Genomic DNA, 22,942 nt, shown 5'->3' on the forward strand with positions numbered 1-22,942 from the left:
GGGTTCCAAAGTCCCATAGAGTGACCGGCGTGGCGGGCGACCCGACCCCATTTTCACGCCTGCGAGGCGGCCCCCGGAAGGGTCAGAGGGCTCGCGGAAAAAGGCAGCCCGCCGAGCACGAGCCGATCGCCCGGGTGCTGCCGATGTTGTCAGTGCCGCACCTGGACCGCGAATTCGACTACCTGGTAGCCGCCGAACAATCCGACGACGCCCACCCCGGAGTGCGGGTGCGGGTCCGCTTCCACGGCCGGCTGGTCGACGGATTCGTGCTGGAGCGCCGCACCGACACCGACCACGTCGGCAATCTCGCCTGGCTCGACCGGGTGGTGTCGCCCGAGCCGGTGCTCACCCCGGAGATCCACCGCCTGGTCGACGCGGTGGCCGCCCGCTACGCCGGAACCCGCGCCGACGTGCTGCGGCTGGCGATACCCGCCCGGCATGCCCGGGTGGAACGCGAAACCCCAACAGCGCCAAGCCAACCCGTCGTCGCGCCGGTTGACCGGACCCGGTGGGAGCTCTACGGCCGCGGCGGTCAGTTCCTGACCGCGTTGGCCGAGTCGCGGGCGGCCCGCGCGGTCTGGCAGGCGCTGCCCGGCGACCCGTGGGCGGACCGGTTCGCCGAGGCCGCCGCCCAGACCGTGCAGTCCGGAAAGGGCGTGCTGGCTGTCGTGCCCGACCAGCGCGACGTCGACGCGCTGTGGCGCGCCGCGACAACGCTTTTCGACGAGACCAAGGTGGTGGCGTTGTCGGCGGGGCTGGGGCCGGCCGCGCGCTACCGGCGCTGGCTGGCGGCGCTGCGGGGGAGCGCGCGGCTGGTCATCGGCACCCGCAGCGCGGTGTTCGCGCCGGTGGCCGACCTGGGGCTGGTCATGGTGTGGGACGACGGCGACGACACGCTGGCCGAGCCGCGAGCACCGTACCCGCATGCCCGCGACGTGGCGATGCTGCGCGCCCACCAGATGCGTTGCGCGGCCCTGATCGGCGGGTACGCCCGCACCGCCGAGGCGCAGGCCCTGGTGCGCAGCGGTTGGGCGCACGACGTCGTCGCAACCCGTCACGTGGTGCGCGCCCGCACCCCGCGGGTGGTGGCGCTCGACGACAGCGGATACGCCGACGACCGCGACCCGGCCGCCCGCAGCGCCCGGTTGCCGTCGGTGGCGCTGCGGGCCGCCCGCGCCGCGCTCGAGGCCAGCGCGCCGGTGCTGGTGCAGGTGCCGCGCCGCGGCTACGTGCCGTCGCTGGCCTGCGGCCGCTGCCGCACGATCGCCCGTTGCCGGCACTGCACCGGCCCGCTGTCGCTGCCCGAGCGCGGGTCGGGCGCCGTCTGCCGCTGGTGCGGCCGCGTCGATGCCGCGCTGCGCTGCCCGCGCTGCGGCTCGGACGCGGTGCGCGCCGTCGTCGTCGGTGCCCGGCGCACCGCGGAGGAACTCGGCCGGGCGTTTCCCGGAACGACGGTGATCACCTCCGGCGGCGACGCCGTCGTGGCCGCTGTCGGACCTGGTCCGGCCCTGGTGGTGGCCACCCCGGGCGCCGAACCGCGGGCAGCGGACGGGTACGGGGCGGCGCTGCTGCTGGACAGCTGGGCGCTGCTGGGCCGGCAGGACCTGCGCGCGGCCGAGGACACGCTGCGACGCTGGATGGCCGCCGCGGCGCTGGTGCGGGCCCGCGGCGACGGCGGGGTGGTGGCGGTCGTCGCCGAATCGTCGATCCCGACCGTGCAAGCGCTGGTCCGCTGGGACCCCGTCGGCCATGCGGACGCGGAGTTGACGGGCCGCACCGAGGTGGGCCTGCCGCCGAGTGTGCACATCGCCGCGCTCGACGGGCCCGCCGACGCCGTCGCGGCGCTGCTGGAGCAGGCCGAGCTGCCCGACGACACCGACTTGCTCGGCCCGGTGGAGCTGCCTGCAGGCGCGCGACGGCCGGCCGGTGTCGCCGCGGACGCGGCGGTGACCCGGAGGCTGGTCCGGGTGCGCCGTGAGCAGGGCCTGGCCTTGGCCGCGGCGCTGCGCCGCGCCACGGGTGTGCTCAGCGCCCACCAGGACCACGAACCGGTCCGCGTTCAGATCGACCCGCTGCACATCGGATAGGCGGCGGCGCCCACTTCTCACGGAGTTCCTCCACGCGAACCGCAAAACGCGTAGTGCACTACGCGTGTGCTCGGGGCCAGGCACTGACAGCGTCGATCTGTGGTCACGGCAGATGTTCGAGAAAGGCGAGCTGCCATGCTTGAGACGGCTGAATCGACCGACGTCGCCGAACTGCCTCTGGCGCCGAAGAATCCGCTGCCTTACCGGCGCCAGCTCAGGGCCGTGCGGTCCCTCATCGACGGTTTCCAGGAGCTCATCGATGCCGGTGGCCCGATCACCCGTATCGTGCTGGCGCCCAAACGGCTTTTCCCGACTGTCGTTCTGATCGCCTCGCCGCAGGGCGCGCGGGATGTGCTGGGCCGCACCGACGAGATCGCCGACCGAGGCGGGACGACGACCATGCTCCAGTTGCAGCGGCTGATGGGCGGCAACCTGCTGAATCTGCCGCACCGCCAATGGCTACCGCGCCGCCGCACCCTGCAGCCGATGTTCACCAAACAACGCGTCCCGCGCTATGCCGGCCACATGGCGGCGGCGGCGCAGACAGTGGTCGACGGCTGGCGCGACGGCGCGACCGTAGACCTGGACACCGAATGCCGCGCGCTCACCCTGCGGGCGCTCGGCCATTCGGTGCTCGGACTGGACCTCGATGCCAGGGCCGACACCATCGGGCCGGCATTACGCACGGCGCTCACCTGGGTCGCCGACCGTGCGACTCGTCCGGTGAACCCGCCGCAATGGCTGCCGACCCCGGGCCAGCAGCGAGCCCGCCGGGCCAATGCGACTCTGCATCGGCTGGCCGCCGAAATCCTCGCCGCAGTACGAGCCGACCCCGCCCTAGACGCGCCGCTGGTGCGTGCACTGATCACCGCAACCGATCCGCTTACCGGCCAACCACTTTCGGACGACGACATCTGCCATGAGCTGGTGCTGTTCATTGTCGCCGGGCACGACACAACGTCGACCACGCTGACGTACTCGCTGTGGGCGCTTGGCCACCACCCCGACATCCAAGACCGCGTGTTCGAGGAGGTGAGCGCACTCGGCGACCGGCCGCTGACGCCCGACGACGTGCCCCAACTGGGCCACACTGTCCGAGTGCTGCACGAAGCTTTGCGGCTATGTCCGCCCGGCGCCGGAACGCCGCGCCTGCTCAAAACTGATTTGGTCGTCGACGGCTACCGCGTGGAGGCCGGCACCATGGCGGTGGTCAGCTTCTACGCCATGCACCGAGACCCCGAACTGTGGGACGACCCGCTGACATTCGACCCGGACCGATTCCTGCCGGAGCGCTCGAAGGGCCGCAGCCGCTGGCAGTTTCTGCCGTTCGGGGGTGGGCCCCGGTCGTGTGTCGGCGACCACTTCGCGATGCTGGAAGCCACCCTCGCACTGGCCACCATCGTGCGCGCCGCCCGCATCGACTCGCTTGACGACGACTTCCCACTGGCGACACCGTTCACCGTCGTGGCCGCCGAGCCGATCGATGCCCGAGTCCATGCGCGGGCCTCAGCCCGTTTCCCGGCGGGGAGCCACCCATTGCAGGCGGAGCTTCGGGCGCCGGCATAAGCGCCGCCCTATCGGGGTACGCCGATTCAGCGCACCGCGGTTAGGTAGGAGCCCGTTATGCCTCTCAATGTCACGCAAAAGCTGATCGAGTCGCACCTGGAATCCGGTGAGATGACGCCGGGCGACGAGATCGCCATCCACATCGACCAGACGCTGACCCAGGACGCGACGGGCACGCTGGTGATGCAGGAACTCGAGGCGCTCGGACTCGACCGCGTCCGCACCGAGGTCAGCGTGCAGTACGTCGACCACAACCTGCTCCAGACCGACGAGAAGAACTCCGAAGACCACGAGTACTTGCGCACCGCCGCACAGCGATTCGGGCTGTGGTTCTCCAAGCCCGGCAACGGGGTGTCGCACCCGACCCACATGCAGCGGTTCGGCATTCCCGGCAAGACCATGGTGGGCTCCGACTCGCACACGCCGGCGGCCGGTTCGCTGGGCATGCTGGCGATTGGCGTCGGCGGCCTGGAGGTGGCGCTGGCCATCACCGGCCGACCTCTGCACATCCGGATGCCCGAAATCTGGGGCATCAGGCTGGAAGGTGAACTGCCGCAATGGTGTTCGGCCAAAGACGTCATCCTGGAGATGCTGCGCCGCCACGACGTCAAGGGCGGAGTCAACCGAATCATCGAGTATTACGGGCCCGGCCTCGAAACCCTGACGGCGATGGACCGGCATGTGATCGCCAACATGGGCGCCGAACTCGGCGCCACCACAACGGTTTTCCCGAGTGACGACGCGGTCCGTGAGTTTCTGCGGGCGGAGGACCGCGAGGACGACTGGGTAGAGCTGGTCGCCGACGACGGCGCCGGCTACGACGTCGAGGACACCATCGACCTGTCCGAGCTCGAGCCGCTGATCGCCAAGCCGTCGTCGCCGGGAAACGTGGTGCCCGTCCGCGAGGTCGTCGGCGAGGAGATCTCGCAGGTGGTGATCGGGTCCAGCGCCAATCCCGGGCTGCGTGATTTCGCGATCGCCGCCGCGATGGTCGCCGGCCGACAGACCGCGCCGCAGGTCAGCTTCGACGTCAACCCCACCTCGCGGCAGATCCTCACCGACCTGACGAAGATGGGCGCAACCGCGGACCTGGTCATCGCGGGCGCTCGGATTCATCAAGCGGGCTGCATGGGCTGCATCGGGATGGGTCAGGCCCCGGCCGTCGGCCGCAATTCGCTGCGCACGATGCCGCGCAACTTCCCCGGCCGGTCCGGCACCAAAGAAGACTCGGTGTGGCTGTGCTCGCCGGAAACCGCCGCCGCGTCGGCACTGGCGGGCGTGATCACCGACCCGCGCGAGTGGGCCCGCGACGAGAAGATGGACTATCCGCAGCTCGACCTACCCGACAAGAGCTCGGTCAACACCGCAATGCTGGTGCCGCCGTTGCCCGAAGACGAGGCGAAGAAGGTCGAACCGGTCAAGGGCCCCAACGTCTCCGACCTGCCTGAACTTTCGCCGCTGCCCGACGAGATCGAGGCGCCGGTCCTGCTCAAGGTCGAGGACAACATCTCCACCGACGAAATCTCGCCCGCCGGCGCGCGGGCGCTGCCGTTCCGCTCCAACATTCCCAAGCTCGCGGAGTTCAGCTTCACCCAAATCGACGAGTCCTATCCGCAGCGCGCGCAGGAAGCCGGCGAGGCCGGCCACATCATCGTCGGCGGGGAGAACTACGGCCAGGGCTCGTCCCGCGAGCATGCGGCGATCGCGCCGCGCTACCTGGGATTGCGGGTGGTGATCGCCAAGTCGTTCGCGCGTATCCACTGGCAGAACCTGGCCAACTTTGGGGTGCTGGCGCTGGAGTTCGAGAACGCCGACGACTATGACGGCATCGACCAGGACGACACGCTGCGGCTGCAGAACCTGCGCGACACCCTCGCGGACGGGGACACGCTGAAGGTCGACAACGTCACCAAGGAAACGTCTTTCACCGTGCGGCACCGTCTTTCGCCGCGACAGGTCAAGGACGTGCTAGCCGGGGGACTGATTCCACGCTTGGCGGAGGAAGAACACTAGCTCAGCCTCACCGCTTCCGCGCGGTGAGGATCAAGTACTCCCACTCCATCACGCCGCCGGTCAAGTGCCGCCGGGCGAGGTCGACGAGTTGGGCGTCGAGGGCGGCCGCCAACACGTGATTGTTGCCGATCAGCCGGTAGGCGTTGATCGTCGGACCGTAGTTGTTCTTGAAGTACTCGTGGCATTCCTCTGCGCTGCGGAATCGGTCGACTCGCAAGGTTGCCCGCTGGGCGGTTATCTCGCTGACCCGGTCGCCGAGCATGCCGGCGATGTAGTCCTCGCGTCCCCACAATGCCGCGAGCGGCACACCGGGCGCCAGCGTCGGCCGGTACGGCCTGATGGCGGCGAGCATCTGTCCGAAGAAACCCTCGGGTGTCCAGCTGATCAGGCCGATCGTGCCCCGCGACCGGCAGACCCGGACCAGTTCGTCGGCGGCACGCTGGTGATGCGGTGCGAACATCACCCCGATGGCGGACAGCACCACGTCGAACTCGCCGTCGGCGAACGGCAGGTTCTCGGCGTTGGCTTCCCGGCATTCCAGCGTCGCGCTGTGTTCGGCGGTCCGCTGTGCAGCGCGTCGCAGCAACTCGGGTGTCAGGTCGCTGGCGACCACGCGGGCGCCCCGCAGCGCGGCAGGTACCGAGATGTTGCCGGATCCGGCGGCCACGTCAAGCACCTTGTCGCCGGCGACAATCCCGGCGAAGTCGACCAGGACCGGACCGAGCGGGGCCATCACCTGCTCGGCCATCAGCGCGTAGTCGCCCATCGCCCACACCGCCCGGGGTGTGCTCGCCAACGCTTCGCGGGTATCAGTGCTCATCGAGACCTCCTGTGCCTGTGTCGAGGGGCATCCGCAGCGACGCCACTGGCCGTAGTTCTAATAGGCAACTATTGCTATAAGCAATAGTAATCGCCTGTTAGACTTCTGGGGATCGCCTGTGGGAGACGATGTGGCAGCCATACCGGCCGAAGACGCCGCGTCGAGTGACGATTCACTCGACGCGATCACCGATGCCCTGTTGACGGCATCGCGGTTGCTGGTCGCCATCTCGGCGCGATCGATCGCCCAAGTGAACGAGACCATCACGATCCCGCAGTTCCGGACCTTGGTGATCTTGTCCAATCGCGGCCCGGTCAACCTGGCCACCCTGGCGGGCCTGCTGGACGTGAAGCCGTCGGCGGCCGGACGGATGGTCGATCGCCTGGTCGGGGCCGGGCTGATCGACCGCCTGCCGCACCCGAGCTCGCGCCGGGAGCTGCTGGCCGAGCCCACCGCCCGCGGCCGGCAGGTCGTTCGTCAAGTCACCGCGCACCGGCGCGCGGAGATCGCCCGCATCGTCGAGAAGATGCCGGCCCCGGAGCGCCACGGCCTGGTACGCGCGCTGACCCCATTCACCGCGGCCGGCGGCGAACCTGACGTCGATTCGTAAGCACCGGCATCTCCCTACACTGGCCCGGTGCGTCTCGTCTTCGCCGGCACCCCGGAACCCGCGCTGCCCGCCCTGCGTCGGCTGATCGACTCGCCACGCCACGAGGTTGTCGCCGTGCTCACCCGACCCGACGCCGCCTCCGGCCGCCGCGGCCATCATCAGCCCTCGCCGGTGGCCCGCCTGGCGCTCGACGAGGGCATCCCGGTGCTGCGACCGCCCCGGCCCAACACCGCCGAGTTTGTTGCCGAATTGTCCGAGCTGGCACCGGACTGCTGCCCGGTGGTGGCCTACGGCGCGCTGCTGCGCGACGAGCTACTGGCGGTGCCGCCGCACGGCTGGATCAACCTGCACTTCTCGCTTCTGCCTGCCTGGCGCGGCGCCGCCCCGGTGCAGGCCGCGATTGCCGCCGGCGACACGGTCACCGGCGCAACCACTTTCCGGATCGAGCCGGCCCTCGACTCCGGCCCGGTCTACGGCGTCGTCACCGAAACGATTCACCCCACCGACACCGCCGGCGATTTGCTTGAGCGCCTTGCGGTTTCGGGTGCGACTCTGCTGGAGACCACGCTCGACGGCATCGCCGACGGCACGCTGACACCGGTGCCGCAGCCGGCCGAGGGAGTCAGCATCGCGCCCAAGATCACCGTGGAGGAAGCGCGGGTTCGCTGGGACCTGCCGGCCCACGTCGTCGAACGGCGCATCCGCGCCGTCACGCCGCATCCGGGCGCCTGGACGATGATCGGCGACCTGCGGATCAAGCTCGGCCCGGTTCGCGTCGACACTGACACGCCAAATACCTTGCAGCCCGGCCAGATTCAGACCGATCGGCGCAGCGTGCGGATCGGCACCGGCTCGCAGCCCGTTCAGCTCGGCGAAATCCAGCCGCCCGGAAAGAAGTTCATGAATGCCGTCGACTGGGCCCGCGGCGCCCGGCTCGACACCTCGGCGCGGGCGTCATGAACCAAAAGCCCCGCAGGCCGCGTCGCAAACCGCTGGATCCCGCCCGCCGAGCGGCCTTCGACGTGTTGCGCGCCGTCAGTGAACGCGACGCCTACCCCAACCTGGCGCTGCCCGCGCTGCTGCGCGAACGCGGCATCACCGGGCGCGACGCCGCCTTCGCCACCGAGCTCACCTACGGCACGTGCCGTACTCGCGGTCTGCTGGACGCGGTCATCGGCGCTGCTGCTGGAAGAACACCGGAGGCCATCGACCCGGTGCTGCTCGACCTGCTGCGCCTCGGCACCTACCAATTGCTGCGCACCCGTGTCGAAACGCACGCCGCGGTGTCCACCACCGTCGAGCAAGCTGCCATCGAATTCGATTCCGCGCGCGCGGGTTTCGTCAACGCCGTGCTGCGCACCATCAGCGGCCGCGACGAAAAGGCCTGGGTCGACGAGCTCGCGCCCGACCCGGCGGCCGACCCGGTCGGGCACGCCGCCTTCGTGCACGCCCACCCGCGCTGGATCGCCCAGGCCTTCGCCGACGCGCTCGGCGCGGCCGCCGGCGAGCTCGACGCGGTGCTGGCCAGCGACGACGAACGCCCGCAGGTTCACCTGGCCGCGCGTCCAGGGGCGCTGACCGCCGAGGAACTCGCCGAGGCGGTGCACGGCACGGTCGGCCGCTACTCGCCGTACGCGGTGTACCTGCCTTCCGGCGACCCGGGGGAGTTGCCCGCGGTGCGCGACGGCCAGGCGCTCGTGCAGGACGAGGGCAGCCAGCTGGTGGCCCGCGCGCTGACGCTGGCGCCAGTCGACGGCGACACCGGCCGGTGGCTGGATCTGTGCGCGGGTCCGGGCGGCAAGACCGCGTTGCTGGCCGCTGTGGCTGCGGGTCGCGACGCCCGGGTGACCGCCGTGGAGCCGTCGGCACACCGCGCGGACTTGGTCGAAGAGAACACCCGCGGCCTGCCGGTCGAGGTGCTGCGCGTCGATGGGCGCCAAACCGGGCTGGAGCCGGGCTTCGACCGGGTGTTGGTCGACGTGCCGTGCACCGGTTTGGGCGCGCTGCGCCGGCGGCCCGAGGCCCGCTGGCGCCGCCGGCCCGCCGACATCCCGGCGCTCACCCGGCTTCAGCGCGAACTGCTGGAAGCCGCGATCGCATTAACGCGCCCCGACGGTGTGGTGCTGTACGCGACCTGCTCGCCGCATTTGGCCGAAACGGTCGGCGTCGTCGCCGACGCGCTGCGCCGGCATCCGGTGTCCGCGTTGGACACTCGGCCGCTGTTCGAGCCCGCCGGCGACCTCGGCGACGGGCCGTATGTGCAGCTGTGGCCGCACCGGCACGGCACCGACGCCATGTTCGCGGCGGCGCTACAAGTAGGCTGACGCGCATGAATCGTCCCCTGATCGCGCCGTCGATTCTGGCCGCCGATTTCGCCCGGCTGGCCGACGAGGCCGCCGCCGTCGAGGGCGCCGACTGGCTGCACGTCGACGTGATGGACGCTCATTTCGTGCCGAACCTGACGATCGGCCTGCCGGTGGTGGAAAGCCTGCTCCAGCACACCGACATCCCGATGGACTGCCATCTGATGATCGAGGATCCGGACCGCTGGGCACCGCCGTACGCCGAGGCGGGCGCCTACAACGTCACCTTCCACGCCGAGGCCACCGACAACCCGGTCGGCGTGGCCCGCGACATCCGGGCTGCCGGCGCCAAGGCCGGCCTCTCCATCAAGCCCGGGACTCCGCTGGAGCCATATCTGGAGATACTCAAGGACTTCGACACGTTTCTGGTCATGTCGGTCGAGCCCGGGTTCGGCGGCCAGGAGTTCATTCCCGAGGTGTTGAGCAAGGTCCGCACGGTGCGCAAGATGGTCGACTCCGGCGAGCTGACCATCCTGGTCGAGATCGATGGCGGCATCAACGCCGACACCATCGAGCAGGCCGCCGAGGCCGGCGTCGACTGCTTTGTTGCCGGGTCGGCCGTCTACAACGCGGACGACCCCGAAGCCGCGGTCGAGGCGCTGCGGCGACGGGCCAGTGCGGCATCACCGCACCTGCGCCTCCGATGAGCGCCCAGGCGGCCATCAGCCACGACGCCGCCATGCGCCTCGCCGTCGAACATGCCGACCTGGTCAAGGGCGCGACGTACCCCAATCCGCCTGTGGGAGCCGTCATTTTGGATCGTGAGGGCCGCGTCGTCGGCGTGGGCGGCACCGGACCCGCCGGCAGCGCGCACGCCGAAGTGGTGGCGCTGCGGCGAGCCGGCAACCTGGCCACCGGCGGCACCGCCGTCGTCACGCTCGAGCCGTGCAACCACCACGGCAAGACACCGCCGTGCGTGGACGCCCTGCTCGACGCCGGCATCGCGACGGTGGTGTACGCCGTCGCCGACCCCAACCCGCTGGCCGCCGGCGGCGCCGCCCGGCTCGCGGCGGCGGGTGTGCGCGTCGTCGACAACGTGGAGGCCGACCTGGTAGCCACCGGACCGCTGCGCGAGTGGCTGCACAAGCAGCGCACCGGCCTGCCGCACGTGACCTGGAAGTACGCCACCAGCATCGACGGGCGCAGCGCGGCCGCCGACGGCTCGAGCCAATGGATCACCAGCGAGGCCGCGCGCGCCGACCTGCACCGCCGCCGCGCCGCCGCCGACGCCATCGTGGTGGGCACCGGCACCGTGCTCGCCGACGACCCGACCCTGACCGCGCGGCTGGCCGACGGCACGCTAGCGGACCGGCAGCCGCTGCGCGTGGTGGTGGGGAAGCGCGAAATCCCTTCGGAGGCAAACGTTCTCAACGACGACTCGCACACCATGGTGATCCGCACGCACGACCCGGCGGAGGTGCTCAAGGCGCTGTCGGATCGCACCGATGTCCTGCTTGAGGGCGGTCCGACGGTGGCCGGCGCCTTTCTGCGGGCCGGGGCGATCGACCGGATCCTGGCCTATGTCGCGCCGATTCTGCTGGGCGGGCCGATCACCGCGGTCGACGACGTCGGGGTGCCCAGCATCGCGCGGGCGCTCAAGTGGCGCTTCGACGGAGTCGAGCGCGTCGGCCCGGACCTCCTGCTCAGCCTGGTGCCCCGCTAGCGTCTACGCCTCGATGGCCTCGTGCTCCGGCAGCTCCGGCTCCTCGGCGTGGACACGGCGGCTGGACAGCAGCAGACCGAGCAGCGCGCCCACCACGCAGACGAACGCGGTGGCCGTGAAGATCCCGCCGTACATCTCCGCGAACGACTCTCGGTAAAGGCGGCTTTGCAGGGCCAGTCGAACCACCAGGCTGGCGTTGGCCGGGACCTGGGCGGACTTGGTCGCGACGATCTCGTTGAACCGGTAGAAGCCCCACGCGCTGAGCGCCGCCACACCGATCAGCATGCCGGTCATCCGCGCCACCACCACCAGGGCCGCGGCGATGCCGTGCTGAGCCGACGGGACCACCCGCAAGCTGGCCGACGACAGCGGTCCGATCACCAGGCCCAGCCCGATCCCGGCGATGAACAGATCGGTGTCCAGCGCCGGCAGCGAGAACACGCCGAAGATGTTGTGCCGGTCGGTCAGCAGGTCGAGCCCCCAGTGCGAGATCAGCACATACCCGCCGGCCGCGATGAGCAGCCCGATGAACGTCATCGCACGGTCGCCGATCTTGGTGGCGATCCACCCGCCGACCACCGCGCCGATCGGCAATGCGGCAAAGAACCACAGCAGCATGATTGCCGCCTGGTCCTGGTCCTTGCCGAGCACGCCCTGGGCGAACAGCTCCACGTCGACCAGCGTCACCATCAGAGCCGCGCCGGCCGCTCCCGACGCACCCAGCGCGGCCAGAAACGGCCGGAAGTGCACGCCGGCCGGCTCGATCAGCCTGGTTCGCGCGAAACGTTCCCACACTGCGAACACCGCCGCGGCGACAATCGCACCGATCACCAGCGGCCAGCCGTAGCTGGGCAGCGCGTCGTGGCCGTTGGGGTTCGGGTTGTAGAGCCCAATCACGGCCAGGCCCAACGTGATTGCCAACAGCACCCCGCCGACGAGGTCGATCTTTTCCGGCTCGGCGGTGCGGTTGCGCGACGGCAGGCTGAAGTGGATCATCACCATCGCGACCGCGGCCAGCGGCACGTTGATCCAGAACACGTCCTGCCAGCGGCTGGTCAACCAGACGATGAAAATCCCGTACAGCGGCCCCAGCACGCTGCCGAGTTCCTGGGATGCACCGATACCGCCGAGCACCCCGGCCCGGTTGCGCTGCGACCACAGGTCGGCGCCGAGAGCCAGTGTGATCGGCAGCAGCGCGCCCGCGGCCAGACCCTGAATGGTTCGGCCGACCACCAACATATGCAGATTGCCGGACAGCGCGGTGACCACCGAGCCGACGGCGAACGCGGCCAGGCTGGCTTGCAACATGAGTTTGCGGCCGAACCGGTCCGAGGCGCGCCCCAGCAGCGGCATCGCGGCGATGTAGCCGAGCAGGTACCAGGTGATGATCGGGGTGATCCGCTGCAGCTGGTTAACCGGGATGCCGACCGTGCTGATGATGTCGCGCATGATCGTGACGACGACATACGTGTCCAGCGCGCCGAGCAGCACGGCCAGGCTGCCGGCGCTGATCGCGATTCTGCGTCCAGCCCGCATGAACTCAGCTCACCTGGGGTTTCGTGACCTGGACTTGCTCACCCCAGTTGGACAGCGTCATCTGGATGGAATTGCCCGCGCTCGGTTCCATCTTGGCCTGCACCAGCTCGTGGTCGCCGTTCTCCTGGATCCAGACGGTGGCCGGCAGCGGTTGGGTCGCATTCACCGACGGCGCAAGCCGGTTCAGCGCGTCGGGGGCGACCTTTCCGCTGATGCGCACGGTCTCTTGGCCACCGATGGTCTCGCGGCCTTCGGCCTTGGCGTCGGTGAAATTGGCCAGCACGTTGCCCAGGCCGTTGTCGGGATTCAGGATCGTGGAAACGTCGTAGATATCGGCGGCCGGACCGAGGTCCGTCCACACGTTCGGGGTGAGCGTCGCGTACAAGTTCGAGTCGTACACCACGAAGTCGGCGTCGATGTCAGACCCGCCCACGACGACCTTCGCGTTGCCCTTGGCGGCCGTGCTGGGCGCGGTGGTGAGGTCACCGGTCAGCGTTTTGATGGGCAGCCCCTTCACCTTTCCGCTCGTCGACAGCACGACGTGCACGCTCCTGACGTTCTTGGTGGTCTGGCTGGACTGCTTGACCAGCGTGGCCGCGTCCGGCAGCGGGCTGCTGTTCTTCTTGGACGCCGACGAGCAGCCGGCGACCAGTGCGGCGGCGAAACTGAGGGCGGCAAGGACGGCGATGAGGCGGCTGGTTTTCCGCGGCGTCTGCATACGTTGCATCGTAGAGGGTGCCCGCAGCGGCGGCGTCGCGCGCGGAAGCGTGAGTCACTAATCTGAGGCGGTGTTCACCGGGATCGTCGAAGAGTTGGGCGAGGTCGTCGACAAGGATGACCTGGGCGATTCTGCGCGGCTCACGATCCGCGGCCCGGTGGTGACCGCCGACGCCGGCCACGGCGATTCGATCGCCGTCAACGGCGTGTGCCTGACCGTGGTCGAGGTGTTGCCGGGCGGCCAGTTCACCGCCGATGTGATGGGCGAGACACTCAACCGGTCCAGCCTGGGCCGGCTCGTTGTCGGCAGCCCGGTCAACCTGGAGCGCGCCGCGGCCCTGGGCAGCCGGCTGGGCGGGCACATCGTGCAGGGCCACGTCGACGGCACCGGACAGATCCTGGCCCGCACCCCGGCCGAACACTGGGAGATAGTGCGCATCGAACTGCCCGCCGCGCTCGCCCGCTACGTCGTGGAAAAGGGCTCTATCACGGTCGATGGCATCTCGCTGACCGTGTCCGGGCTGGGGGAGGACTGGTTTGAGGTGTCGCTGATCCCAACCACCCGGGAACTGACCACGCTGGGCCGCGCTCCGGTGGGCACAGCGGTAAACCTCGAGGTCGACGTGGTCGCCAAATACGTCGAACGCCTGGTCCTGCGTCCCGCTGATTAGGCCGCCGCAATATCCGCGCCGGCCTCGTGGTTCATACTGAATGCAACGCATGAGCCCTGCGGCGGGCTCGTCAGAGACTAGGTGGCACAGATGACGCGGTTGGACTCCGTCGAGCGGGCGGTTGCCGACATCGCGGCCGGCAAGGCCGTCGTCGTCATCGACGATGAGAACCGCGAGAACGAGGGCGACCTGATCTTCGCCGCCGAAATGGCCACCCCGGAGCTGGTGGCCTTCATGGTGCGCTACACCTCCGGCTACCTGTGCGTGCCGCTCGACGGCGCCATCTGCGACCGGCTGGGCCTGTTGCCGATGTACGCGGTCAACCAGGACAAGCACGGTACCGCCTACACCGTCACCGTCGACGCGAGAAACGGTGTGGGGACCGGCATTTCGGCTTCCGACCGAGCCACGACGATGCGGTTGCTGGCCGACCCGGCCAGCGTCGCCGACGATTTCACGCGGCCCGGGCACGTTGTCCCGTTGCGCGCCAAGGACGGTGGCGTGTTGCGCCGCACCGGGCACACCGAAGCGGCGGTCGACCTGGCGCGGCTGGCCGGCCTGCAACCCGCGGGGGCGATCTGCGAGATCGTCAGCCAGAAAGACGAAGGCGCAATGGCGCAGACCGACGAGCTGCGGGTCTTCGCCGACGAGCACGACCTGGCGATGATCGCGATCGCCGACCTGATCGAGTACCGGCGCAAGCACGAGAAGCACATCGAGCGCGTCGCCGAGGCCCGGATCCCGACCCGGCACGGGGAGTTTCGCGCGGTCGGCTACACGAGCATCTACGAGGACGTCGAGCACGTGGCGCTGGTGCGCGGCGAGATCGCCGGCCCCAACTACGACGGGCACGACGTGCTGGTCCGGGTGCACTCGGAGTGCCTGACCGGTGACGTGTTCGGTTCGCGCCGCTGCGACTGCGGCCCGCAACTCGATGCGGCGATGGCGATGGTTGCCCGCGAGGGCCGCGGCGTGGTGCTCTACATGCGCGGGCATGAAGGCCGCGGCATCGGGCTGATGCACAAGCTGCAGGCCTATCAGCTGCAAGACGCCGGCGCCGACACCGTCGACGCCAACCTCAAACTCGGATTGCCCGCCGACGCACGCGATTACGGCATCGGTGCGCAGATCCTCGTCGATCTCGGTGTCCGCTCGATGCGGCTGCTGACCAACAACCCGGCCAAGCGGGTGGGGCTCGACGGCTACGGGCTGCACATCATCGAGCGGGTGCCGCTGCCGGTGCGGGCCAACGCCGAGAACATCCGCTACCTGATGACCAAACGCGACAGGATGGGTCACGACCTGATCGGTCTGGACGACTATCACGAATCCGCCCACCTGCCAGGCGAATTCGGCGGGGCTCTGTGAGCCCAGCCGCCGGTGTGCCGGACATGCCGGCACTCGACGCGTCGGGAGTGAAGCTGGCGATCGTGGCCAGCACCTGGCACACCACGATCTGTGACGCGTTGCTGGGCGGTGCCCGTAAGACGGCCGCCGAGTGGGGCGTGGACGACCCGACGGTGGTGCGGGTGCTCGGCGCGATCGAGATCCCGGTGGTGGCACAGGCGCTGGCGCGCGAGCACGACGCCGTCGTCGCACTGGGTGTGGTGATCCGCGGCCAGACACCGCATTTCGACTACGTCTGCGATGCGGTGACCCAGGGGCTGACCCGAGTGTCGCTGGACGCGTCCACGCCGGTCGCCAACGGGGTGCTGACCACCAACACCGAGGAGCAGGCACTGGACCGGGCCGGACTGCCGGAGTCGGCCGAGGACAAGGGCGCTCAGGCAACGGCGGCGGCGCTGAGCACCGCGCTGACCCTGCGCGATCTGCGCGCAACGCCGTGACCGCCAACCCGGACTGGGACGCCGAGGTGCGTCCGCACCTGACACCGTATTTCGCCTACAGCGCGGCGTTCGTGATCGCGGCGGCGCACATCGCGGTGGGCCTGATGCTCAAGATCCGCTCCAGCGGGGTGATCTTCCAGACGGCCGACCAGGTCGCGATGACGGTGCTGGGCCTTGTCCTTGCCGGCTTGGTGCTGTTGTTCGCCCGGCCGCGGCTGCGGGTTGGCCCCGCCGGGCTGTCGGTGCGCAACCTGCTCGGCTACCGGCTGGTGCCGTGGTCGCAGGTGGTGGGCGTGTCGTTTCCGGCCGGTGCCCGCTGGGCGCGCATCGATCTGCCCGACGACGAGTACATCCCGGTGATGGCGATCCAGGCCGTCGACAAGGACCGCGCGGTGGACGCCATGGAAACCGTGCGGACACTGATGGCGCGCTACCAATCTCCGCGAGCGTGAGCTCAGCTTCACGTTCGACGCCCGCGGCGGCAGACTAGCCTGGAAACCGTGCCTGATCCCGCTACGTATCGCCCCGCGCCCGGGTCCATCCCGGTCGAGCCGGGCGTGTACCGGTTCCGGGACCAGCACGGACGCGTCATCTACGTCGGCAAGGCCAAGAGCCTGCGCAGCCGGCTGACGTCGTACTTCGCCGACGTCGCCAGCCTGCATCCGCGCACCCGCCAGATGGTGACCACCGCCGCGAAAGTCGAGTGGACGGTGGTCAATACCGAAGTCGAGGCGCTGCAGCTGGAATACAACTGGATCAAGGAGTTCGACCCGCGGTTCAACGTCCGCTACCGCGACGACAAGTCCTATCCGGTGCTGGCCGTCACGCTCAACGAGGAATTCCCCCGGCTGATGGTCTACCGTGGCCCGCGCCGCAAGGGCGTACGTTATTTCGGGCCCTACTCGCATGCCTGGGCCATCCGGGAAACCCTGGACCTGCTTACCCGGGTGTTTCCGGCCCGCACCTGCTCGGCCGGAGTGTTCAAGCGGCACAAGCAAATCGACCGTCCATGCCTGCTCGGCTACATCGACAAGTGCTCGGCGCCGTGCATCGGGCGGGTCAGCGCCGAGCAGCACCGCCAGATCGTGCTGGACTTCTGCGACTTCTTATCGGGCAAGACCGACCGATACGCACGCAGCCTGGAACAGCAGATGAACGCCGCCGCCGAGCATCTGGACTTCGAACGCGCCGCGCGGCTGCGTGACGACTTGTCGGCGTTGAAGCGTGCCCTGGAGAAGCAGGCCGTGGTGCTCGGTGACGGCACCGACGCCGACGTGGTGGCGTTCGCCGACGACGAGCTGGAGGCAGCAGTCCAGGTGTTCCACGTCCGCGGCGGCCGGGTTCGCGGCCAGCGCGGCTGGATCGTCGAAAAGCCCGGCGACCCCGGCGATTCCGGTGAAGCGCAGCTGGTCGAGCAGTTCCTCACGCAGTTCTACGGCGAGCAGGCCGAACTCGACGGCGCTGCCGACGAATCGACCAACCCGGTGCCCCGCGAGGTGTTGGTGCCGTGCCTGCCGCCCAATTCCGACGAGCTGGCCAGCTGGCTGTCGAACCTGCGCGGCTCGAGGGTGGCGCTGCGGGTGCCGCGGCGCGGCGACAAGCGTGCGTTGGCCGAAACCGTGCAACGCAACGCCAAAGAAGCTCTGCAGCAACACAAATTGAAGCGGGCCGGCGACTTCACCGCCAGATCTGCTGCGCTGCAGAACATTCAGGAGTCGCTGGGCCTGGCCGAGGCGCCGCTGCGCATCGAGTGCGTCGACATCAGCCACGTGCAGGGCACCGACGTCGTGGGGTCGCTGGTGGTGTTCGAGGACGGTCTGCCGCGCAAGTCGGACTATCGTCACTTCGCGATCCGGGAAGCCGCGGGGCAGGGCCGCTCCGACGACGTCGCCTCGATCGCCGAGGTGACGCGCCGCCGCTTTGCCCGCCACCTGCAGGAGGCGAATACCCTTGCACCGGAAGGAAAGTCACGTAAGTTCGCCTATCCGCCGAATCTGTACGTCGTCGACGGCGGCGCGCCGCAGGTCAATGCGGCCAGCGCGGTGCTCGATGACCTCGGCATCACCGACGTCGCGGTGATCGGGCTGGCCAAGCGACTGGAAGAGGTGTGGGTGCCCAGTGAGCCGGACCCGATCATCCTGCCCCGCAACAGCGAAGGCCTCTATCTGTTGCAGCGCATCCGCGACGAGGCGCACCGGTTCGCGATCAGCTATCACCGCAGCAAGCGGTCCAAACGGATGACGGCGTCCGCGCTGGACGCGGTGCCGGGGCTCGGCGAGCACCGGCGCAAGGCGCTGGTCACGCATTTCGGCTCGGTGGCACGGCTACGAGAGGCCACGGTGGAGGAGATCACCTCGGTGCCCGGCATCGGCGTGGCAACCGCAACGGCGGTGCTCGAAGCGTTGCGCGGCGATGCACAGCCCGTCGAGCGGGCGTCGGGATGACAAGCATGCCGAACTCCGAAAACGTCAACGGCGCAACCGAATCCGGCATCGACGTCGTCCTGGTGACCGGGCTGTCCGGGGCCGGGCGGGGCACCGCGGCCAAGGTGCTCGAGGACCTCGGTTGGTATGTCGCCGACAACCTTCCGCCGCAGCTGATCAGCCGGATGGTGGACTTCGGTCTGGCGGCGGGCTCGCGAATCACCCAGCTGGCGGTGGTGATGGACGTGCGGTCCCGCGGGTTCACCGGCGACCTGGACTGGGTCCGCAACGACCTGGCCACTCGCAACATCACCCCGCGGGTGCTGTTCATGGAAGCCTCCGACGACATGCTGGTGCGCCGCTACGAGCAGAATCGCCGCAGCCACCCGCTGCAGGGCGAGCAAACGCTGGCCGAGGGCATCGCCGCCGAGCGCGAGATGCTGGCGCCGGTCCGCGCCACCGCCGACCTGATCATCGACACCTCCGCGTTGTCGGTGCGGGCGCTGCGGGAAAGCATCGAACGCGCCTTCGGCGGTGAAACCGTCGCGCACACCAGCGTCACCGTCGAATCGTTCGGGTACAAATACGGCCTGCCGATGGACGCCGACATGGTGATGGACGTGCGCTTCCTGCCCAATCCGCACTGGGTCGACGAATTGCGGCCACACACCGGCCAGCATCCGATGGTTCGTGACTACGTGCTGGGCCAGACCGGCGCGGCAGAGTTCCTCGACACCTACCATCGATTGCTGTCCCTGGTTGTCGACGGCTACCGCCGGGAGGGGAAGCGCTACATGACCGTCGCCATCGGCTGTACCGGCGGCAAGCACCGCAGTGTGGCCATCGCCGAAGCGCTGGCCCGCCTGTTAGAACCCGACAGCCAATTGTCGGTGCGGGTGCTGCACCGGGATCTGGGTCGCGAATGACTCCTGGAACGAGCCCCAGCATTGTCGCCCTGGGCGGTGGGCACGGCCTGTACGCGACGTTGTCGGCGGCCCGGCGACTGACCCCGCACGTCACCGCGGTCGTCACCGTCGCCGACGACGGCGGTTCCTCGGGCCGGCTGCGCAGCGAACTCGACGTCGTCCCGCCCGGCGATCTGCGAATGGCGTTGGCGGCGTTGGCATCCGACAGCCCACACGGGCGGCTGTGGGCGACGGTGCTGCAGCATCGGTTCGGCGGCAGCGGCGCGCTGGCCGGGCATCCCATCGGTAATCTGCTGCTGGCCGGCCTGTCCGAGATGCTGGCCGACCCGGTCGCCGCGCTCGACGAGCTGGGCCGCATCCTCGGCGTCAAGGGCAGGGTGCTGCCGATGTGCCCGATCGCGCTGCAGATCGAGGCCGACGTCTCCGGTCTGGAGGCCGACCCCCGGATGTTCCGGCTGATCCGCGGCCAGGTGGCGATCGCGACCACGCCGGGCAAGGTGCGTCGGGTGCGGCTGCTGCCGGCCAACCCGCCGGCCACCCGGCAGGCCGTCGACGCGATCATGGCCGCCGACCTGGTGGTGCTGGGGCCAGGTTCCTGGTTCACCAGCGTGATTCCGCATGTGCTGGTACCGGGGTTGGCCGCCGCGCTGCGGGCGACCACGGCGCGCCGCGCGCTGGTGCTCAACCTGGTCGCCGAGCCGGGCGAGACGGCCGGGTTCTCGGTGGAACGCCATCTGCATGTGCTCGCGCAGCACGCACCGGATTTCACCGTGCACGACGTCATCATCGACGCCGAGCGGGTGCCCGGTGAACGCGAGCGTGATCAACTGCGGCGCACCGCGAAGCTGCTGGACGCCGAGGTTCAGTTCGCGGACGTCTCGCGGCCTGGTACACCTTTACATGACCCGGGCAAGCTGGCCGCGGCGCTGGACGGGGTGGGGGTGCGCGACACGGGTCAGGCAGCGTCCCCGGTGACAGCCCCGATGCCGATCGAAGGTGAACGTCAGCAACCCGGCGCAGAAGGACCGAGAGGTGACGACGCGTGGCAATGACGGCCGAAGTCAAAGACGAGTTGAGCCGCCTGGTGGTGAACTCGGTGAGCGCGCGGCGTGCCGAGGTCACCTCGCTGCTGCGGTTCGCCGGCGGCCTGCACATCGTCGGCGGCCGAGTGGTTGTCGAAGCTGAGGTAGACCTGGGCAGCATCGCGCGGCGGCTGCGCAAGGACATCTTCGATCTCTACGGCTACAACGCGGTGGTACATGTGTTGTCTGCCAGCGGAATTCGCAAGCAGACCAGATATGTGATCCGGGTCGCCAACGACGGCGAGGCGCTGGCTCGCCAGACCGGTCTGCTGGATCTGCGGGGCCGCCCGGTGCGGGGCCTGCCGGCCCAGGTGGTCGGCGGCAGCGTCGCCGACGCCGAAGCCGCCTGGCGGGGCGCCTTCCTTGCCCATGGGTCGCTGACCGAGCCGGGGCGTTCGTCGGCCCTGGAGGTCAGCTGCCCCGGCCCGGAGGCCGCGTTGGCGCTGGTGGGTGCGGCGCGCCGGCTCGGGATCAGCGCCAAGGCCCGTGAGGTGCGCGGCGCCGACCGCGTCGTGGTGCGCGACGGCGAGGCCATCGGCGCGCTGCTGACCCGGATGGGCGCCCAGGACACCCGGCTGATCTGGGAAGAGCGCCGGATGCGCCGCGAGGTGCGGGCGACCGCGAACCGGCTGGCCAACTTCGACGACGCCAACCTGCGGCGCTCGGCGCGCGCCGCGGTGGCGGCCGCCGCCCGCGTGGAGCGAGCTTTGGAAATCCTGGGCGATACCGTGCCCGACCACCTGGCCGCGGCCGGCAAGCTGCGCGTCGAGCACCGGCAGGCGTCACTGGAGGAGTTGGGCCGGCTGGCCGACCCGCCGATGACGAAAGATGCTGTGGCGGGCCGTATTCGGCGATTGCTGTCGATGGCCGACCGCAAGGCTAAACAAGACGGCATTCCCGACACCGAGTCGGCGGTGACCCCGGATCTGCTGGAAGACGCCTAAGCCGCCGCTCCGTCGCCGCCGAGCAGCGCGCTGATGGCCTGTTTCGCCTTGGCAATGTCGGGTTGTTCGCCGGTGATGAGGTCGGCGTACAGGAACGATTCGACGATCCGGACGATGAGGTAAGCCAAGTCGTGCGGCGGTAACGGCGGCTTCAGCTGCCCGTGCGTGATCTCTTCGCGCAGAATAGTTTCCACGGCGGCAACCAACCGCTGCTGCACCGCACTGGCGCGCGTGGAGAGGATTCTCAGCGCGCGCTCGGGTTCGCGCCGCAGGAAGGCCCGGAAGTAGTCCGCTTGGTCGAGCATGGCGGCGAACCGGTCCATGATGTCCACGATTCGCGGGGCACCGCGGTCCGCTGCGCCGTCGACCGCTAGTGCGAGCGTCGGCTCGGCAAGCGACCAGAGGATCTCGGCCAGCAGATCATCTCGGCTGCCGACCCAGCGGAACAGGGTGGCTCGGTTCACGCCGAGTTCGGCGGCCAATTCCTGCATTTCGATCCGCCGCCCCGAGGTGAACCACCGGCGAGCGATGCGGAAAGCCGTCAACGGATCCGGCCGGCGCTCCGCTGCCAGCAGGCGGGCCAACTGCGTCTCGGTGATTTCGCACCTCCCGGTGGTCGCATCTGCTGCGGAACTACCTCAAGCACGCGCATGCCGTATGTCTGCAACATTCTATCAAATGGTGCGCTTGTGGCCTCCGGCTGAGGCGGCGGTCGGCCGGGCTCACGCCACCTAAAGGCAGCGACGGGACCGACGCGGGACTGGTCGGGGTCACCCTGTGATATAGATCCAGATTAGTTGCATAAGTGCAACGTATATAGATACGCTGCGTGCGTGATTACTGACACCGTGCAAACCATCCTCGACCGCTTCCGCATCGACGACCGGGTCGCGATCGTCACCGGCGCGTCCAGTGGCCTCGGCGTCGCATTCGCGCAGGCCCTGGCTGAGGCCGGCGCCGACGTGGTGCTCGGCGCACGGCGGGTGGACCGGCTGGCCCAGACCCAGGCACTCGTGGAATCGGCGGGACGCAAGGCCCTAGCGGTACGCACCGATGTCAGCGACCCCGAACACTGTCAGGCACTGGGCGACGCCGCGATCCACACCTTCGGGCGGGTCGACATCCTGGTCAACAACGCCGGCGTTGGCACCGCGGTGCCCGCCACCCGCGAAACCCCCGACCAGTTCCGCTCGGTCCTGGACATCAACCTGCACGGGTGCTACTGGATGGCGCAGGCCTGCGCGAAGGTCATGCGGCCGGGCAGTTCGATCGTCAACATCAGCAGCGTGCTTGGCCTGACCACGGCCGGGCTGCCGCAGGCCGCCTACGCCTCGTCGAAAGCCGGACTGATCGGCCTCACCCGCGACCTGGCCCAACAGTGGACCGGACGCAAGGGAATCCGGGTCAACGCGCTCGCGCCCGGCTATTTCGAGTCGGAGATGTCCGACCAGTTCCCCGTGGGGTATATCGAATCCACCGTCATCCCGCGCACCCTTGCCGGCCGCATGGGCCATGTCGACGAGCTGAGTGCCGCGCTGATCTTCCTGGCCAGCGACGCCAGCAGCTATGTCACCGGAATCACGCTGCCCGTGGACGGCGGCGTTCTCACCACATGACGAGTCGTGCCCCGTCCGGCCGCCGCTGCTGCTGCGACCGGTCTACCTATTACCGGAA

Annotated in this window: 21 protein-coding genes; 17 read left to right on the forward strand and 4 right to left on the reverse strand. The window is 69.4% G+C overall.

Annotated features, from left to right (window positions below):
• Window positions 1-143: 143 nt before the first annotated feature.
• The 3 genes from AWC14_RS04470 to AWC14_RS04480 all read left to right on the forward strand — a co-directional run bounded on the left by AWC14_RS04470 (window position 144) and on the right by AWC14_RS04480 (window position 5,666).
• Complete coding sequence (locus AWC14_RS04470) at window positions 144-2,087, forward strand: primosomal protein N' (protein ID WP_057003441.1); 1,944 nt, start codon at window positions 144-146, stop codon at window positions 2,085-2,087.
• 135 nt (window positions 2,088-2,222) lie between these two features.
• Window positions 2,223-3,653, forward strand: a complete 1,431-nt coding sequence (locus AWC14_RS04475; RefSeq protein ID WP_045377673.1) for a cytochrome P450 — start codon at window positions 2,223-2,225, stop codon at window positions 3,651-3,653.
• 57 nt (window positions 3,654-3,710) lie between these two features.
• Window positions 3,711-5,666 (forward strand): aconitate hydratase, encoded by a 1,956-nt coding sequence (locus tag AWC14_RS04480; RefSeq protein WP_057003440.1) that lies wholly within the window; start codon window positions 3,711-3,713, stop codon window positions 5,664-5,666.
• A 7-nt stretch (window positions 5,667-5,673) separates the two neighbouring features.
• Here the strand turns inward: AWC14_RS04480 and AWC14_RS04485 are convergent, their stop codons facing one another.
• Window positions 5,674-6,486 carry a class I SAM-dependent methyltransferase gene (locus AWC14_RS04485; RefSeq protein ID WP_045377667.1) on the reverse strand — a complete coding sequence of 271 codons (813 nt, stop codon included), beginning with the start codon at window positions 6,484-6,486 and terminating at the stop codon, window positions 5,674-5,676.
• A gap of 139 nt (window positions 6,487-6,625) precedes the next feature.
• Here AWC14_RS04485 and AWC14_RS04490 point away from each other — a divergent pair, with 139 nt between their 5' ends.
• The 5 genes from AWC14_RS04490 to ribD are packed head-to-tail and all read left to right on the forward strand — an operon-like array spanning window position 6,626 to window position 11,122.
• Entirely contained in the window at window positions 6,626-7,096 is a 471-nt protein-coding gene (locus tag AWC14_RS04490) for a MarR family transcriptional regulator (RefSeq protein ID WP_045377688.1), read from the forward strand.
• Between the two features lie 27 nt (window positions 7,097-7,123).
• Window positions 7,124-8,056, forward strand: coding sequence for a methionyl-tRNA formyltransferase (gene fmt / locus AWC14_RS04495; protein ID WP_085241001.1), 933 nt, complete (start codon window positions 7,124-7,126; stop codon window positions 8,054-8,056).
• Entirely contained in the window at window positions 8,053-9,420 is a 1,368-nt protein-coding gene (locus AWC14_RS04500) for an RsmB/NOP family class I SAM-dependent RNA methyltransferase (protein WP_045377660.1), read from the forward strand. The genes fmt and AWC14_RS04500 overlap by 4 nt, the downstream gene beginning before the upstream one ends.
• A 5-nt stretch (window positions 9,421-9,425) precedes the next feature.
• Window positions 9,426-10,106: a ribulose-phosphate 3-epimerase gene (gene rpe / locus AWC14_RS04505; RefSeq protein ID WP_045377658.1), complete on the forward strand. Its 681-nt coding sequence runs from the start codon at window positions 9,426-9,428 to the stop codon at window positions 10,104-10,106.
• Entirely contained in the window at window positions 10,103-11,122 is a 1,020-nt protein-coding gene (gene ribD, locus AWC14_RS04510) for a bifunctional diaminohydroxyphosphoribosylaminopyrimidine deaminase/5-amino-6-(5-phosphoribosylamino)uracil reductase RibD (protein WP_045377655.1), read from the forward strand. The genes rpe and ribD overlap by 4 nt, the downstream gene beginning before the upstream one ends.
• 3 nt (window positions 11,123-11,125) lie before the next feature.
• Here the strand turns inward: ribD and AWC14_RS04515 are convergent, their stop codons facing one another.
• Together AWC14_RS04515 and AWC14_RS04520 are read right to left on the reverse strand one after the other, a co-directional pair.
• Complete coding sequence (locus tag AWC14_RS04515; protein ID WP_045377652.1) at window positions 11,126-12,658, reverse strand: MFS transporter; 1,533 nt, start codon at window positions 12,656-12,658, stop codon at window positions 11,126-11,128.
• A 4-nt stretch (window positions 12,659-12,662) separates the two neighbouring features.
• Entirely contained in the window at window positions 12,663-13,376 is a 714-nt protein-coding gene (locus tag AWC14_RS04520; RefSeq protein WP_045377649.1) for an LppX_LprAFG lipoprotein, read from the reverse strand.
• 70 nt (window positions 13,377-13,446) lie between these two features.
• Between AWC14_RS04520 and AWC14_RS04525 the strand changes: the two genes are divergently transcribed.
• From AWC14_RS04525 to whiA, 8 genes are all read left to right on the forward strand, one after another.
• Entirely contained in the window at window positions 13,447-14,046 is a 600-nt protein-coding gene (locus AWC14_RS04525; RefSeq protein ID WP_045377646.1) for a riboflavin synthase, read from the forward strand.
• Window positions 14,047-14,136: 90 nt separating this feature from the next.
• Entirely contained in the window at window positions 14,137-15,414 is a 1,278-nt protein-coding gene (locus AWC14_RS04530; RefSeq protein WP_045377643.1) for a bifunctional 3,4-dihydroxy-2-butanone-4-phosphate synthase/GTP cyclohydrolase II, read from the forward strand.
• Window positions 15,415-15,437: 23 nt separating this feature from the next.
• Window positions 15,438-15,893 carry a 6,7-dimethyl-8-ribityllumazine synthase gene (gene ribH / locus AWC14_RS04535; protein WP_428838942.1) on the forward strand — a complete coding sequence of 152 codons (456 nt, stop codon included), beginning with the start codon at window positions 15,438-15,440 and terminating at the stop codon, window positions 15,891-15,893.
• The gene (locus AWC14_RS04540; RefSeq protein ID WP_045377637.1) at window positions 15,890-16,345 is read left to right on the forward strand and encodes a PH domain-containing protein; all 456 of its coding nucleotides are present in this window, start codon (window positions 15,890-15,892) and stop codon (window positions 16,343-16,345) included. Before ribH ends, AWC14_RS04540 begins: the two co-directional genes overlap by 4 nt.
• A 48-nt stretch (window positions 16,346-16,393) precedes the next feature.
• Complete coding sequence (uvrC, locus tag AWC14_RS04545) at window positions 16,394-18,337, forward strand: excinuclease ABC subunit UvrC (RefSeq protein WP_045377634.1); 1,944 nt, start codon at window positions 16,394-16,396, stop codon at window positions 18,335-18,337.
• A gap of 5 nt (window positions 18,338-18,342) precedes the next feature.
• On the forward strand, window positions 18,343-19,242 hold the full coding sequence (rapZ, locus tag AWC14_RS04550; protein WP_142281555.1) for an RNase adapter RapZ: 900 nt from the start codon (window positions 18,343-18,345) through the stop codon (window positions 19,240-19,242).
• A complete protein-coding gene (yvcK, locus tag AWC14_RS04555) occupies window positions 19,239-20,294 on the forward strand; it encodes a uridine diphosphate-N-acetylglucosamine-binding protein YvcK (RefSeq protein ID WP_045377629.1) in 1,056 nt (351 codons plus the stop codon). Before rapZ ends, yvcK begins: the two co-directional genes overlap by 4 nt.
• Window positions 20,291-21,268 (forward strand): DNA-binding protein WhiA, encoded by a 978-nt coding sequence (gene whiA, locus AWC14_RS04560; protein ID WP_045377626.1) that lies wholly within the window; start codon window positions 20,291-20,293, stop codon window positions 21,266-21,268. Before yvcK ends, whiA begins: the two co-directional genes overlap by 4 nt.
• On the opposite strand, the gene AWC14_RS04565 is transcribed toward whiA, so the two are convergent.
• Window positions 21,265-21,852: a QsdR family transcriptional regulator gene (locus AWC14_RS04565; RefSeq protein ID WP_235215877.1), complete on the reverse strand. Its 588-nt coding sequence runs from the start codon at window positions 21,850-21,852 to the stop codon at window positions 21,265-21,267. The genes whiA and AWC14_RS04565 overlap by 4 nt on opposite strands.
• A gap of 249 nt (window positions 21,853-22,101) precedes the next feature.
• On the opposite strand from AWC14_RS04565, the gene AWC14_RS04570 reads away from it, so the two are divergent.
• Window positions 22,102-22,884 (forward strand): SDR family NAD(P)-dependent oxidoreductase, encoded by a 783-nt coding sequence (locus tag AWC14_RS04570; RefSeq protein ID WP_235215876.1) that lies wholly within the window; start codon window positions 22,102-22,104, stop codon window positions 22,882-22,884.
• The last annotated feature ends 58 nt before the right edge of the window (window positions 22,885-22,942 follow it).

The organism is Mycobacterium kyorinense, from assembly GCF_002101735.1.
Classification (GTDB): Bacteria; Actinomycetota; Actinomycetes; order Mycobacteriales; family Mycobacteriaceae; genus Mycobacterium; species Mycobacterium kyorinense.

Excerpts from the sequence above, each read along its gene's own strand:
- AWC14_RS04470 (WP_057003441.1), top strand. The coding sequence starts at position 144 with ATGTTGTCAGTGCCGCACCTGGACCGCGAATTCGACTACCTGGTAGCC.
- AWC14_RS04475 (WP_045377673.1), top strand. The coding sequence starts at position 2,223 with ATGCTTGAGACGGCTGAATCGACCGACGTCGCCGAACTGCCTCTGGCG.
- AWC14_RS04480 (WP_057003440.1), top strand. The coding sequence starts at position 3,711 with ATGCCTCTCAATGTCACGCAAAAGCTGATCGAGTCGCACCTGGAATCC.
- AWC14_RS04485 (WP_045377667.1), bottom strand. The coding sequence starts at position 6,486 with ATGAGCACTGATACCCGCGAAGCGTTGGCGAGCACACCCCGGGCGGTG.
- AWC14_RS04500 (WP_045377660.1), top strand. The coding sequence starts at position 8,053 with ATGAACCAAAAGCCCCGCAGGCCGCGTCGCAAACCGCTGGATCCCGCC.
- rpe (WP_045377658.1), top strand. The coding sequence starts at position 9,426 with ATGAATCGTCCCCTGATCGCGCCGTCGATTCTGGCCGCCGATTTCGCC.
- ribD (WP_045377655.1), top strand. The coding sequence starts at position 10,103 with ATGAGCGCCCAGGCGGCCATCAGCCACGACGCCGCCATGCGCCTCGCC.
- AWC14_RS04515 (WP_045377652.1), bottom strand. The coding sequence starts at position 12,658 with ATGCGGGCTGGACGCAGAATCGCGATCAGCGCCGGCAGCCTGGCCGTG.
- AWC14_RS04520 (WP_045377649.1), bottom strand. The coding sequence starts at position 13,376 with ATGCAGACGCCGCGGAAAACCAGCCGCCTCATCGCCGTCCTTGCCGCC.
- AWC14_RS04530 (WP_045377643.1), top strand. The coding sequence starts at position 14,137 with ATGACGCGGTTGGACTCCGTCGAGCGGGCGGTTGCCGACATCGCGGCC.
- ribH (WP_428838942.1), top strand. The coding sequence starts at position 15,438 with ATGCCGGCACTCGACGCGTCGGGAGTGAAGCTGGCGATCGTGGCCAGC.
- rapZ (WP_142281555.1), top strand. The coding sequence starts at position 18,343 with ATGCCGAACTCCGAAAACGTCAACGGCGCAACCGAATCCGGCATCGAC.
- yvcK (WP_045377629.1), top strand. The coding sequence starts at position 19,239 with ATGACTCCTGGAACGAGCCCCAGCATTGTCGCCCTGGGCGGTGGGCAC.
- whiA (WP_045377626.1), top strand. The coding sequence starts at position 20,291 with ATGACGGCCGAAGTCAAAGACGAGTTGAGCCGCCTGGTGGTGAACTCG.